This is a genomic window from Caballeronia sp. NK8, assembly GCF_018408855.1.
Lineage (GTDB): Bacteria > Pseudomonadota > Gammaproteobacteria > Burkholderiales > Burkholderiaceae > Caballeronia.
This window is the reverse complement of the sequence record NZ_AP024322.1, coordinates 1,876,763-1,888,967: the sequence shown is the minus strand read 5'-3', so window position 1 is coordinate 1,888,967 and position 12,205 is coordinate 1,876,763. Positions and strand designations below refer to the sequence as shown.

The following is a 12,205-nucleotide window of genomic DNA, read 5'->3' as shown; positions in this document are numbered from 1 at the left end:
TCGCGGAGCGGGGCGGTCCGATATTGACGGTTTTGAAAAAAATCGTCATGTGAATTTGACCGGCGCATGCGAACACGCTATTATCTCGATCTCGTTGCACTGCACTCCCGGTGCAACGAAAAGTTTGGGAGACGTGGCCGAGAGGTCGAAGGCACTCCCCTGCTAAGGGAGCATCTGGCTAAAAACTGGATCGAGGGTTCGAATCCCTCCGTCTCCGCCAGTAGTAGTAGGAAGGCCCCGCAAGCGTAAAAACTTGCGGGGCTTTTTCTTTTTGCGGCGCGATCATCGGCTTTTACGTTCTCGCATTGATTCGTCATCCTGCGAATCTGCCACGCCGAAAAGCATCCTCTTTCGGACATTTCCGCTTTCGATGCTGACCGTAGGTAACTAACCTCGCGGGTTGCTTGTCATTGGGCAAGCAAAGTGCAACGCAACGCGCGCGTTCGTTGTCCCGATTTACGGTTATCGCCCGGACGCGCTTGCGCAGCGGGGCAATACCTCACTAACGGTCCATCAGTCAGTCATGGCAGGTTTCAAGAAATTCGTCGCGCCGCTTCTCGTCTCGTTGTTCGCGCTTGCACACGCGCAGGCCAGTGAATTCGCGGGTCCCTATGTCGGCACGAAGGTCGGCGTCAACTGGTCCGATGCAACGGGCCGCAGCTATCAGGAATCCACTCACACCACGTTCTTCCCCGGCCTGATGGCGGGCTACAACTTCGATGTCGATCGCTTCGTGGTCGGTGTCGAAGGATTCGCCGATTTCCACAACAGCTCGACGACCCGCAACGACGGTGGCTTCGACGCACGCTTCGGCATGCCGCTCGACAACCATCTGATGCCCTATGCCCGCATCGGCTTCACGGGCTTCTGGCCGGACACGCGCCTGCACTACGGTGCGGGCGTCGAATACAAGTTCCAGAAAAACTGGAGCGTCTCGGGTGAATACACGGGCGACACCGCGCACTACGACGGCGGCCATCGCCGCAACGACAGCCTGACCGTGGGCGTGCGCTACTACTTCTTCTGATTTTCTTCGCTCCCATGCACGCGCGCTCCGACGCGCGTGCGCAACACCTGGGCAGGCGTCACTTCCCGGACGCGATCCGGTCTTCGATATGCTTCGCGCGCGCCGGCGACGCCGGGTGCGAACTCAGCATGCTCGACTTGCCGCCGTCAATGGTCGCGAGTTTCTGGAACGCGGTCACGAGTCCCTTCGGGTCATAGCCCTTCTTTTTCTGCGTGTCGAACGAGTAATCGTCGGCGGCGGTTTCCTGCGATTGCGAGAACTGCGCGTTGACGAACTTCTCCGACAGATCGCCGAGCTGCGACGCCGACAGATTGCCGACGATCCCGCCCGCCGATGACGCCACCGTGCGCGCCGCCGTCGTCACGTACGCAACCTGCATCGCCTTCTTCGTGTGGCCGAGCGCGACGTGGCCCATTTCGTGGCCGACGACACCGCGCACTTCGTCATCGTTCATCAGGTCCATGAGGCCGCTGTAGACGCGCACGCAGCCGTTGGCCATGGCCCACGCGTTGACGTCCTTCGTCAGATACACCTTGTAGTTGACGGGCACGCCGTTGATGTTGTCGCCGAGCTGCTTCGAAATCTTGTTCAGGCGCTGCGTGTACGGACTGTTGGCCGGCGCGATCTGGTTTTCCTTGTCGAGTTCGGCACAGGACTTGTCGGACAGGGTGCGGACGTCGGAATCGCTGAGCGACAGCGCCTGCGTCGCCAACTGGCCGGATTGCATCAGTTGGTTCGGATCCATGCTGCCCATGCTGCTGCACGACGCGAGCGTGACCACGGCGGATGCCGCCACCGCGATGCGGAAGATCGTCATAGTTTTTACCTTTGGAATGTCGTTGTGGTTGTCGTCGCGCAAGGATGCGCAGACGCCGCGAAATGCTAATGAAAGTCGACTCGTAAGCCACCCGAAAATTCCGATTTTGCTGACAGAATCGATGAAAACGCCAGCGCGAAGCGCGAATCAGTCGTGCGCGAGAAGCGAATCAATCGTTCGCGCGGTTGCGCGCGATGCGAACGCGCGCGGCGATCGAGCCGATCGGCGACGCGTCCATCGCGTAGGCGGGGGTGCCGGGCAGGGCGTCGGCGAGCAGTGAGGTGAGCGTGCCTCCGGGCGGCATTTCGACGAAAACGCTCGCGCCGAGCTCGGACAGCGCGATGGTCGAATCGTGCCAGCGCACCGGGTAGCGCAGGTTGGTCGCGAGGTCTTCGCGGATCGCGTCGGCGCGGCGCAGCACGCGCGCGCCACGATTGCCGACATACGCGATGCGCGGCGTCTCCAGGCGCACCTCGCGCGCCGCATCGATCAGACGCGCGGCGGCGCCTTCGAGCAGCACGCAATGCGACGGTACGCTCACGCAGAGCCGTTCGGCTTTGCGCGCGCCGCGTGCGAGCGCAATGTCGCGGACCTGCGCGAGCGCGGCATCGCTGCCCGACACGACGATCTGGCGCGGCGCGTTCAGATTGCCGATGTAGGCGTCGGCACCGCTGTCGGCTATCGCGAGGGCGAGTTCGCGCTCGTTCAGCCCGAGCACCGCCAGCATGCCGTAGCCGCGCGGACAGGCTTCTTCCATGAAGGCCGCGCGCAGGCGCACGAGCTTCAGCGCATCGGCGAAGGCAATCGCGCCGCTCGCGACCGCCGCGCCGTACGCGCCGACCGACAGACCCGCGACCGCCTCCGGCTCGATGCCTTCCTGCGCGAGCGCGCGCACCGCCGCCACGCCCGCGACGACGAGCGTGACCTGCACCGCGACGGTCGACGCGAGCGCATCGGCGGTATCGAGCGTGAGCACGTTCTCGCCGAGCACGTCCGATGCTTCGTCGAACGTGCGTGCGATCGACGGATGCGGCGTGTCGCCGCCCAGCCGATGCAGAAAACCCGGCGTCTGCGCACCTTGGCCGGGAAACACAAAGGCGATCACGCGCCCGCCCACGGATCGATGACGAGGCGCGGGCCGTCGGCGTGCCGCAGCATCACGCGCAGATTGGGGCGCGCGAATTCGGCCAGCGAAAAGGCCGCGTCGGGCGTTTCGATCTGCGCGTCGATGCGCGTGCCGGCTTCCTGCGCGGCGTGCGAGAGCGCGTCGAAGAGCGCTGCGGCCTCATCGCGCGGCAAGGGCGTCGGTGCGCGCACGACGATATCGAGGTCGCTGTCGCGCGTGAGCGTCGGCATCGCGCTGGCGAGTTCGAAGCCTGCGCTGCCGGTCGGACCCCAGTCGACGCCGTGAGCGTCGATGATCGGGGCCACCGCGCGCAACAACGCAAGCGCGGGCACGGCGGCTCGCAGCGGATCGGGTTCGCGCGTGCGCAGATCTTCCGGCGTGAGAATCGCGTCGATCCAGCGCGGCTCGATCCACGTGCCGAAGCGTTCGTTGCGCGCGACGCCGCGCACGCCGACGGCAATCGCATCGCCGATGCGAGGCACGCGCCGCACGACCACGAACGGTGCGCGCGCGAGCGCCGGCGCGACCCACGCGGGCGCATCGGCGAACGGCGGCGCGGCGGGCACGAGCCGCAGCAGATCGTGCGGACGCGGCGCGCGGTTCATCACGCGCTCCACTGCTCGCGCATGCGCCTGCGCACTTCGATCGACGCGGCGCGGGTGCGTTGCGCGTCGGCGGATGTGAGCCGGCTCGACAGATCGCGCGGGCCGTTGCGCGCATCCTCCACCGCGGCGGCGAGCGACGCCTTCACGCGCTCGATATCGGCGGAAGAGGGCGCGTCGGCGTCCACGCCTTCGATCAGCTCGTGCAGCAGCCCGAGTTTCGCGTAGGCGCTCATCTTGTACGACATCGGCAGAACGGTGTCGCCGAGCGCGTCGAGGCTCTCGACGCTGCGGCGCGTGACGCGCGCGGCGGCTTCCTTGCCCATCGCGTGCACGGCGGTGCCGGGCGCGTCGAGCGCGACGATGCGGTTCGCCTGATAACCGTGCGCGAGGTACGCGCCCGACATCGCCGGACCGACGATCAGCGCGATCACCGGATGACCGGCGAGCCGCGCGCAGGCGTAGGCATCGACGGCGGCGGCGCACGCGAGATGAACGCCGAGCAGTTCTTCGCGGCGGCCGTACGCCTGGCTCTTGACATCGACCACGGCGACGATCGGGCGCTTCACATCGGCGGCGCGATCGGCGTCGATCACGGCGCGCACTGCGCGGGCGAGCAGCCAGCCTTGTTCGAGTCCGACGACGTTGTCGGTGGCGCGCGGAAAACGGTTCTGCGGATCGGGCACGACGGCGAAGAAGCTCGCGCGCGCGCCGCCGAGCTGGCCATCGCGGGCGCGGATCGGGCCGCTTTCGGTTTGCGCGGGTGCGGAACTCAGCGCGTCGAGCCAGCGCGCGCCACGGGAAAGCGTGTCGGTCATGATGTGCCCCACAAGGTGCGCAGTGTGTCGGGATCGATGGCGTGCGGGTTCACTTGCGCGAGCCGCGCGATGAAGCCGTCCACGTCCTCGGTGCGATGTTTTTGCACGCCGCGTCGGAACGCGCCGAGCACGGCTTCGCGGACCTGATCCGTATCGTCTTCGACGAGCGTGTCCGCCAGCCCGACCGCAACGCGTTCGTCGCCGCCTATCATCGACCAGATGAGGCGCCGGTCGCCCGAATCGAGTTCCTCGATGCCCGCTTCCTGCTCGATCACCTCGGGTCCGTTCATGCCGAGGCGGGCCTGACGCGTCATCACGAGATCCGTGCACAGCGCCGCCGCGAGCGACATGCCGCCGAAGCAGCCGACCATTCCGCCGATCACGCCGACCACTGGCACATGCCGCCTGAGCGCGACGATCGCCGCCTGAATCTCGGCGATCGCGGCGAGTCCGAGATTGGCCTCCTGCAAGCGCACGCCGCCGGTTTCGAACAGCACGACGGGACGGATCGCGCGTCCTGCTTCGAATTCGCTCAAGGCCAGTTCGAGCGCGGCCGCGATTTTCGCGCCCGACACTTCTCCGATGCTGCCGCCCTGAAAGGCGGGCTCGATCGCGGCGATCACCGCAGGTTCGCCGTCGAGCGTGCCGCGCGCGATGACCGCGCCGTCGTCGGCCTGACAGACGATGTTTTGCATCGCGAGCCATGGCGATTCGAGGTGGTCGAACGGGCCCAGCAGTTCGCGGAACGTGCCCTGGTCGAGCAGCGTTCGGGCGCGCTCGCGCGCGGTCAGTTCGATGAAGCTGTGGCGCGCGAGGAAAGTGTCGTGCGCGTTCATGGCGTGTCTCCTTCGCTTGCTTCCACGGCTTCGTTCAGGCGCAACATCACGATGCCGGGCGTCGCGCCGAAATCGTTGAGTTCGATTTTCGCTGCGCCGTCGTAGCGCTGGAAGAAGCGATCGAGCACGCTTTTCCATACGTGGCCGTAACCATCGACGCTGGTGCGGATCACCACTTCCGCGTTCGCACCCGGCGACGGCGAGAGCAGCACTTCGAGATCGCCGGAGCCGACCACGCCCACGTGGGCGCGGCGCGTGACGGGCCGCTTGGCCGGGTATTCATATCGCATGTTTTCCATCGTTCGTTTCCTCTTCGAGGTGCTTTGAGGCTGGTTTGTCGCCGGATCCCGTATTCGTGTTGGTTTATTAGCGTTGCCCCTGTGCGGGGCGGCAGTCACTTTCTTTGCTGCTGCAAAGAAAGTAACCAAAGAAAGCAGCTCGATACGCCCGCGGTCACACGCAATTTGAGTGTTCTTCTCGTTGTTCGTGGGCTCAGTAGCGAGTGCCCTCGTAGGCCTAACCGGGCTTGGACCGCGCACGGTCTGACGAGCTAGTACCCAAAAGACGCTGGTTCAGCACGAAACAGTTCCGGCACAGCGCTACGCGCTGCCGTTGGGTATGCAAGGGAAACCATTGGTATGGATAACTTGGTATGAAAGCACGCGCGCACCCGATAAACCCATCGGCCGCGAAGCGGGTCGGAGCCATTTCGTGCTGAACCAGCCGCTTACGCGGCGCGATGTGACAGACCGTGCGCGGTCCAAGCCCGAGGTGGCCTACGAGGGCACTCGCTACTGAGCCCACGAACAACGAGAAGAACACCCAAATTGCGTGTGACCGCGGGCGTCTCGAGCTGCTTTCTTTGGTTACTTTCTTTGCAGCAGCAAAGAAAGTGACTGCCGCCCCGCACAGGGGCAACGCCAATAGACCGACACGAAAACGGGATCCGACGAAAACTCCGGCTTGCACTCGACACATCACAATAGCATTCCTTATCAAAAGCCCTGACATGCGCTAAGCCAGACGCCTGAGACTGTCGAGAAAGAGCGTCGCCGCGAGCAGGTCGGCCGCGCCGCCGGGCGATGCGTTCACCGCCAGCAGATCAGCTTCGAGTTGCGCGAGCGCCGCGCGCCCCTCGTCGGTGCCCACGCCGCCGCGATCCATCACGAGCCGCGCGCCGCGCTGCGCCGCATCGAGCGCGTTCGAGCCGCCGCGATGCAGCACGCATGTATCGTCGAGCGACGCGATGATCGCGATGAGCGCATCGAGACGCGCGTCCGGTTCGTCGAGCCCGCGCGCCCGTGCATCGTCGAGTGCGGACAGCCCGACGAAGCGCGCATGCGGGAAGCCATCGCGTGCTTCGCCGCGCGCGCCCGCCACGCGATAGCGCTCGCTCACGCGCGCGCCGTGACTCGCCGTCGCCGATGGCGGCGCATAACGATCCTCGTGACGCGCGATCGCCGCAGCCGACGCGCAGATCGATTCGACATCGTCGGATGCGTGCATCGACGCGCCCGCGCATAACAGACCGACGATCCAGATCGCACCGCGATGCGCGTTGCTGCCGCTCGTCGCGCGCATCATCGCGGCTTCGCCTTCGCGGCCGATGCGCGCCAGTCGCTCGCGCAATCCCTGCGACGGTCGCACGCCCGACGCCGCGCGCGCGATCGCGAGAAAGGTCGGTTGCAGCGCGCGGGCGGAACGCAGCATCGTGTCCAGATCGAGATCGCGATGCGCGCCGCTGCCGCGTTCATCGACGAGCGCGGGCTTCGGCGTGAGACGCGCCTCGGCGATCAGCGCATCGACGGCGAGCGCTGCAATGAGCGGTGGCGAAGCCGCTTCGTCGCGCGCGAGGGGAAGGGCGGCCGCAGACATTCTCGTCATCGCGTTTCACCAGCTTCTGAAGCGCGCCGGCGGCGCATAGAGCCCGCCCGACCACGCGACCAGATCGTCGATGCTGCGCGCCGCGAGCAGGGAACGCTTCGCTTCGCCGCGCCGCACGCCGAGATCTTCCGGATAGGCGACGATGCCGCGCCGTCTCAGTTCCGCCGTCTTCGCCGGATCGGCGCGCATGCCGATCGGCGTCACGCCCGCGACCGCCGCGAGCGCGGCGCGCCGCTCATCGACGCCTTCGGCCGCATGCAGATACGCGATGCCTTCCTCGGTCACGACGTGCGTGACGTCGTCGCCGTAGATCATCACCGGCGCGATCGGCATGCCGCTCTTTTCGCCGACGGCGATCGCATCCAGCGCATCGACGATGGTCGGCTCGCCGCCTTTCTTGTACGTCTCGGCGGTCTGCACGACGAGCTTGTGGCCGCGCGCGATCTTCGGGTTCGGGCCGTCGTCCTTCAGCAGCTTGAGCCACGCTTCGCTCGAATGCCGGCGGCCGCGCGGATCGTGTCCCATGTTCGGCGCGCCGCCGAAGCCCGCGAGCCGCCCGAGCGTGACAGTCGACGAGTTCGCGTCGGCATCCATCTGCAAGGTCGAGCCGATGAACAGGTCGACGCCATATTGCCCCGCGAGCTGACAGAACACGCGGTTCGAGCGCAGGCTGCCGTCGCGGCCGGTGAAGAACACGTCGGAGCGGGCCGCGATGTAGTCCTCCATGCCGACTTCGCTGCCGAAGCAATGCACGCTCTGCACCCAGCCGGATTCGATCGCGGGTATGAGCGTCGGATGCGGATTGAGCGCCCAGTTCGTGCAGATCTTGCCCTTCAGCCCGAGCGATTCACCATACGTTGGCAACAGCAGTTCGATCGCGGCCGTGTCGAAGCCGATGCCGTGATTGAGCGACGTCACGCCATAGCGGTCATAAATGCCGCGGATCGTCATCATCGCCATGAGAATCTGCAGCTCGCCGATGTGACGCGGATCGCGCGTGAAGAGCGGTTCAACCGCGAACGGGCGATCCGCCTGAACGACGACATCGACCCACGAACCGGGAATATCGACGCGCGGCAGTTCATCGACGACCTCGTTCACCTGCGCGACCACGATGCCATGACGGAACGCGGTGGCTTCGACGATGGTCGGCGTGTCCTCGGTGTTCGCGCCGGTGTACAGATTGCCGTGCCGGTCCGCCTGCACCGCGCACACGAGCGCGACCTGCGGCGTGAGATCGATGAACATGCGCGCATACAGTTCGATGTACGTATAGATCGCGCCGATCTCCAGCATGCCGTCTTCGAGCAGTTGCGCGACGCGCAGGCTCTGCGGCCCCGCGAAAGCGAAATCCACCTTGTGCGCGATGCCTTGCTCGAACAGCGCGAGATGCTCCGGACGACTGATGCTCGAGATGAGCAGATGGATGTCGTGCACGCGCTCTGGATCGAGCTTCGCGAACGCGCGCGAGAGAAAGTCGGCCTGCTTCTGGTTGTTGCCTTCGAGCGCAACCCGGTCGCCGCTGACGATCAACGCGCTCAACGCATCGACGATACGCGCGGAGTCGAGCACCGAGCCGTTCAGCCACGGTTCGATCAGCTTCAGTCGCCGCGCTTTTTCCTGCGCCCGGGTGTTCCAGTTGCGGGTCGCGCGGAGCGCGTCAGGAGGTGTGGACGAGTTCATCGGTCAGCCTTTGGGGAAGTCGTTCGGGACGATGCGCGGCGCTTCTTCTTGACGTGGCTCATTTGAGCGAGCGACTGGGCATCGGCGAGAAAGCGGTGAATCAGTTCGCCCGTCGCGAGCAGATGACGCGCGACGAGTGTTTGGGCCTGTTCGATATCGCGCGCGACGAGGGCATCGAAGATCGCGCGATGCTCGGCATCGGACGCATCCTTGTGGATGGGCAGCCCGAGCTTCAGACGCAGATAGCGCTCGCCGCGCCGATGCATCTGGCCGATCAGTTCCATCAGGCGCGGACGGTCCGCGGGCGCATACAGGCTCATATGAAACTGCTCGTTGCGCACCACATAGAGCGCGGGATCAGGCTCGTTTTGTGCGGCCTCGAGCAGGCGCTTCACTTCGGCGAGCGTGGCGGGCGTGTGATGGTCGATCGCGATGCCGATCGCCAGGCTTTCCAGCGATGCGCGAATCTCGTAGATCTCGCGCGCCTCGTCGGCGGATTGCAAGCTGACGGCCGCGCCGCGATTCGGCTCGATCGTCACCCAGCCTTCACTGTCGAGCTGGCGAAACGCCTCGCGCACCGGGATCGCGCTGACGGAAAACTGTCGCGCGATGGCGTCCTGTCGCAATGGCTCGCCCGGCAGCAGCGAGCCTTCGACGATCGCGTTGCGCAGCGCGTCCGCGATGAAGCGCGACGTGCTCTGGCGCGGCTCGAACTGCGCGTCGCGAAATGATGCCGGATGCTGCGATCGGGCTGAGAGATCTGTCGACATGGCTAGGTGAAAACGCGGACTTGTCGCGAGTTGATGTTCAAATATTATATATAAAATTGCACACGCAAATCCGGTGCTTTCCCTAGACGCCATAACAAACACTTTCAACGCGCGCGTCGATAATTCACTTGGAGAGACATGGCCATGCCGACAATCCTGGATCGACGCATCAGCGCCACGCGCGCCGCGAAGACGCCGCTCAACCGGTCGCAGATCACCGGTTTCTGGGGCGCGTGGGCCGGCTGGACGCTCGATGGAATGGATTCTTTCATTTATGCGCTCGTGCTCGCGCCGGCGCTCACGGAACTGCTGCCGCGCTCCGGCTACGCGGCGACGCCGGCCAACGTCGGCCTGGCAGGGTCGATCCTGTTCGCGCTCTTTCTGGTGGGGTGGGGACTGTCGTTCATATGGGGGCCGCTCGCGGATCGCTTCGGGCGCACCAAGGTGCTCGCTGCGACCATCTTCACATTCGCGATTTTCACGGGCCTCGCCGCCACCGCGCATACGGTGTGGGAACTCGGCATCTATCGCTTCTTCGCGGGCGTGGGAATCGGCGGTGAATGGGCGCTTGCCGGAACCTATGTCGCCGAAGCGTGGCCGGAAGATCGTCGAAAGATGGGCGCGGGCTATCTGCAAACCGGCTATTACGCGGGCTTCTTCCTCGCTGCCGCACTGAACTACACCATCGGCGCGGCGTTCGGCTGGCGCGCGATGTTCCTCGTCGGCCTGTTCCCGGTCGTCGTGTCGATCATGGTGCTCCTGCGCGTGAAGGAAACCGACAAATGGGAGCGCGCCGAAGCCGTTCAGCCGCACGTCAGACACGAGAGTTCGCTCAAGGCGATCTTCAACGCGCAGCATCGCAAGCGCACGATCGTCGCGGCGGTGCTGCTGACGGTGGCGATCATCGGCTTGTGGGCGGGGGCGGTGTATGAGCCGTCGGCGGTGATCCAGCTCGCGACGAAGGCGGGCATGGACAAGCACGACGCGGCGCGCATGGCGTCGATCGCGACCGGGCTGCTGTCGATCGGCACGATCGTCGGCTGTCTCGCGCTGCCGCCGATGGCGGAGAAGATCGGCCGCAAAAAGACGCTCGCGGTGTATTTCGTCGGCATGGCGGTGTCGATCGCGCTCGCGTTCGGCTGGGCGTTCTATCTGCCGAACGGGCTCGTGCCGTTCATCGCGCTGCTCGTCGTGCTGGGCTTTTTCGGCGGCAACTTCGCGCTTTTTTCGCTGTGGCTGCCCGAGCAGTTCGAAACGCGCGTGCGGGCGACCGCGTTCGCGTTCTGCACGTCGGTGGGGCGTTTTTTCGGCGCGATCGTCAACTTCGGCATCGGCGCGATGGTGCTCAACATGAAGACGCTCGGCGTGCCGATCGCGCTCACTGCGATTGCGTTTCTCGTGGGTCTCGCGGTGATTCCGTTCGCGCCGGAAACACGCGGGCAGGAACTGCCGAACTGACCGATACAACAGCTCTCGCGGACGGCGGCCTTCGTGAAGAAGGCCGCCGTTTTTTATGCGCGCGAGCTTACTTTCTGTAAGTTTTTCCTCGGTAATAGCAGGTTACGAAGTCGAACACTTGGCGCGGCATCCGTCCGATATAGTCCCGTCAACACAACAAACATCCCATCGAGGTGGGCTTCACATGAACAAGGTATCGAAGGCTTCCGTGCTGGCTGGCGCCGTGATGATCGGCGGTCTGACGTTGTCCGGGGCGGCCAGTGCGGGCGTGTCCGTAGGCGTCAACATCGGGGTGCCTGCGCCCGTGTACGTCGCGCCCCAGCCGGTCTATGCGCCGCCTCCGCCGCCGGTCGTGTACGCGCCGCCGCCGCCGATGTATGCGCAGCCGGTCATCGTGGTCGGCTGGCACGGCGATCGTTATTGGGACGGCCGTCGCTACTGGAACCGCGACGACTACTACCGCCATTACGACCATGATCACGGGCACGGCCACGGCCATGACGGCCATGACAACGGCCATCACAACGGCTGGCATTGATCCTCGCGCAGCACCGGCGTCTCGCGCCGAACGCCACCCATCGTCCGGGTGGCTTTTTTTTGCCCCGCCGGACAATTCCGTCAGTTGCGATGTAACAAAAGGTAAGGTTTCTCCAGACGTTATGCGCAGACACGCAATAACTTACAAAGCTGAAATATTGCGCTGAAAGCTTTCCGTTATATTCGGTCGCAATCGAACAAGTAGAAGAGCGAGGTCGGTTGCGTATGACAAGGAAACTTTCGGCAGGAATTCTGGCGGGCGTGCTCGCGGTTGCGGCTCTGGGCGTCACGAGCATCGCGCGCGCCGATGTCCATGTGGGCGTGAATATCGGCATTCCGGCGCCGGTCTATGTCGCGCCGACGCCGGTTTATGCGCCGCCTCCGCCGCCAGTGATCTATCAGCCCGGGCCGGTGTACGCGGCGCCGGTGGTGATCGGCTGGCACGGCAATCGATATTGGGATGGCCGCCGCTACTGGAACCGCAACGACTGGAATCGCCATCACGGCTATGGGCGCGGGCCGCATCATGGTCCGCCGCCGGGGCATGGCAACGGACACGGACACGGACATGGGCACGGCGGCCCGCACGGACGCCACTGACGGTCACGCCACGGTCACGCCCAAACGGCCGCGGCAAAAAAAAGCGC

13 protein-coding genes and 1 tRNA gene are annotated in these 12,205 nt (G+C 65.1%); 5 read left to right on the top strand and 9 right to left on the bottom strand.

The annotated features are described in order from the left end of the window. The first annotated feature begins 127 nt into the window (after positions 1–127). Both NK8_RS09030 and NK8_RS09025 read left to right on the top strand, forming a co-directional pair. A tRNA-Ser gene (locus tag NK8_RS09030) sits at positions 128–220 on the top strand. A 303-nt stretch (positions 221–523) separates the two neighbouring features. Continuing rightward, positions 524–1,027 carry a porin family protein gene (locus NK8_RS09025; RefSeq protein ID WP_213226115.1) on the top strand — a complete coding sequence of 168 codons (504 nt, stop codon included), beginning with the start codon at positions 524–526 and terminating at the stop codon, positions 1,025–1,027. A gap of 58 nt (positions 1,028–1,085) precedes the next feature. Here NK8_RS09025 and NK8_RS09020 read toward each other — a convergent pair whose 3' ends face one another. The 9 genes from NK8_RS09020 to NK8_RS08980 form a co-directional block, all read right to left on the bottom strand. After that, positions 1,086–1,844, bottom strand: a complete 759-nt coding sequence (locus NK8_RS09020) for a M48 family metallopeptidase (RefSeq protein ID WP_061177246.1) — start codon at positions 1,842–1,844, stop codon at positions 1,086–1,088. A 169-nt stretch (positions 1,845–2,013) separates the two neighbouring features. Then, the gene (gene mdcH / locus NK8_RS09015) at positions 2,014–2,949 is read right to left on the bottom strand and encodes a malonate decarboxylase subunit epsilon (RefSeq protein WP_225936150.1); all 936 of its coding nucleotides are present in this window, start codon (positions 2,947–2,949) and stop codon (positions 2,014–2,016) included. Then, positions 2,946–3,575 carry a malonate decarboxylase holo-ACP synthase gene (locus tag NK8_RS09010; RefSeq protein ID WP_225936149.1) on the bottom strand — a complete coding sequence of 210 codons (630 nt, stop codon included), beginning with the start codon at positions 3,573–3,575 and terminating at the stop codon, positions 2,946–2,948. The genes mdcH and NK8_RS09010 overlap by 4 nt, the downstream gene beginning before the upstream one ends. Further along, a complete protein-coding gene (gene mdcE, locus NK8_RS09005; protein ID WP_213226112.1) occupies positions 3,575–4,390 on the bottom strand; it encodes a biotin-independent malonate decarboxylase subunit gamma in 816 nt (271 codons plus the stop codon). The genes NK8_RS09010 and mdcE overlap by 1 nt, the downstream gene beginning before the upstream one ends. Further along, positions 4,387–5,226, bottom strand: coding sequence for a biotin-independent malonate decarboxylase subunit beta (locus tag NK8_RS09000; RefSeq protein WP_213226111.1), 840 nt, complete (start codon positions 5,224–5,226; stop codon positions 4,387–4,389). The genes mdcE and NK8_RS09000 overlap by 4 nt, the downstream gene beginning before the upstream one ends. Next, the gene (locus tag NK8_RS08995) at positions 5,223–5,525 is read right to left on the bottom strand and encodes a malonate decarboxylase subunit delta (protein WP_213226110.1); all 303 of its coding nucleotides are present in this window, start codon (positions 5,523–5,525) and stop codon (positions 5,223–5,225) included. Before NK8_RS08995 ends, NK8_RS09000 begins: the two co-directional genes overlap by 4 nt. A 715-nt stretch (positions 5,526–6,240) precedes the next feature. Beyond that, a complete protein-coding gene (locus NK8_RS08990; protein WP_213228580.1) occupies positions 6,241–7,101 on the bottom strand; it encodes a triphosphoribosyl-dephospho-CoA synthase in 861 nt (286 codons plus the stop codon). Positions 7,102–7,116: 15 nt separating this feature from the next. After that, positions 7,117–8,793 carry a malonate decarboxylase subunit alpha gene (gene mdcA, locus NK8_RS08985; RefSeq protein WP_213226109.1) on the bottom strand — a complete coding sequence of 559 codons (1,677 nt, stop codon included), beginning with the start codon at positions 8,791–8,793 and terminating at the stop codon, positions 7,117–7,119. Continuing rightward, positions 8,790–9,563 carry a GntR family transcriptional regulator gene (locus tag NK8_RS08980; protein ID WP_213226108.1) on the bottom strand — a complete coding sequence of 258 codons (774 nt, stop codon included), beginning with the start codon at positions 9,561–9,563 and terminating at the stop codon, positions 8,790–8,792. Before NK8_RS08980 ends, mdcA begins: the two co-directional genes overlap by 4 nt. A 144-nt stretch (positions 9,564–9,707) precedes the next feature. Between NK8_RS08980 and NK8_RS08975 the strand changes: the two genes are divergently transcribed. From NK8_RS08975 to NK8_RS08965, 3 genes are all read left to right on the top strand, one after another. Beyond that, positions 9,708–11,021: an MFS transporter gene (locus tag NK8_RS08975; protein ID WP_213226107.1), complete on the top strand. Its 1,314-nt coding sequence runs from the start codon at positions 9,708–9,710 to the stop codon at positions 11,019–11,021. 184 nt (positions 11,022–11,205) lie between these two features. After that, positions 11,206–11,559: a hypothetical protein gene (locus NK8_RS08970; protein ID WP_213226106.1), complete on the top strand. Its 354-nt coding sequence runs from the start codon at positions 11,206–11,208 to the stop codon at positions 11,557–11,559. A gap of 224 nt (positions 11,560–11,783) precedes the next feature. Next, the gene (locus tag NK8_RS08965; protein WP_213226105.1) at positions 11,784–12,158 is read left to right on the top strand and encodes a hypothetical protein; all 375 of its coding nucleotides are present in this window, start codon (positions 11,784–11,786) and stop codon (positions 12,156–12,158) included. Positions 12,159–12,205: the final 47 nt, after the last annotated feature.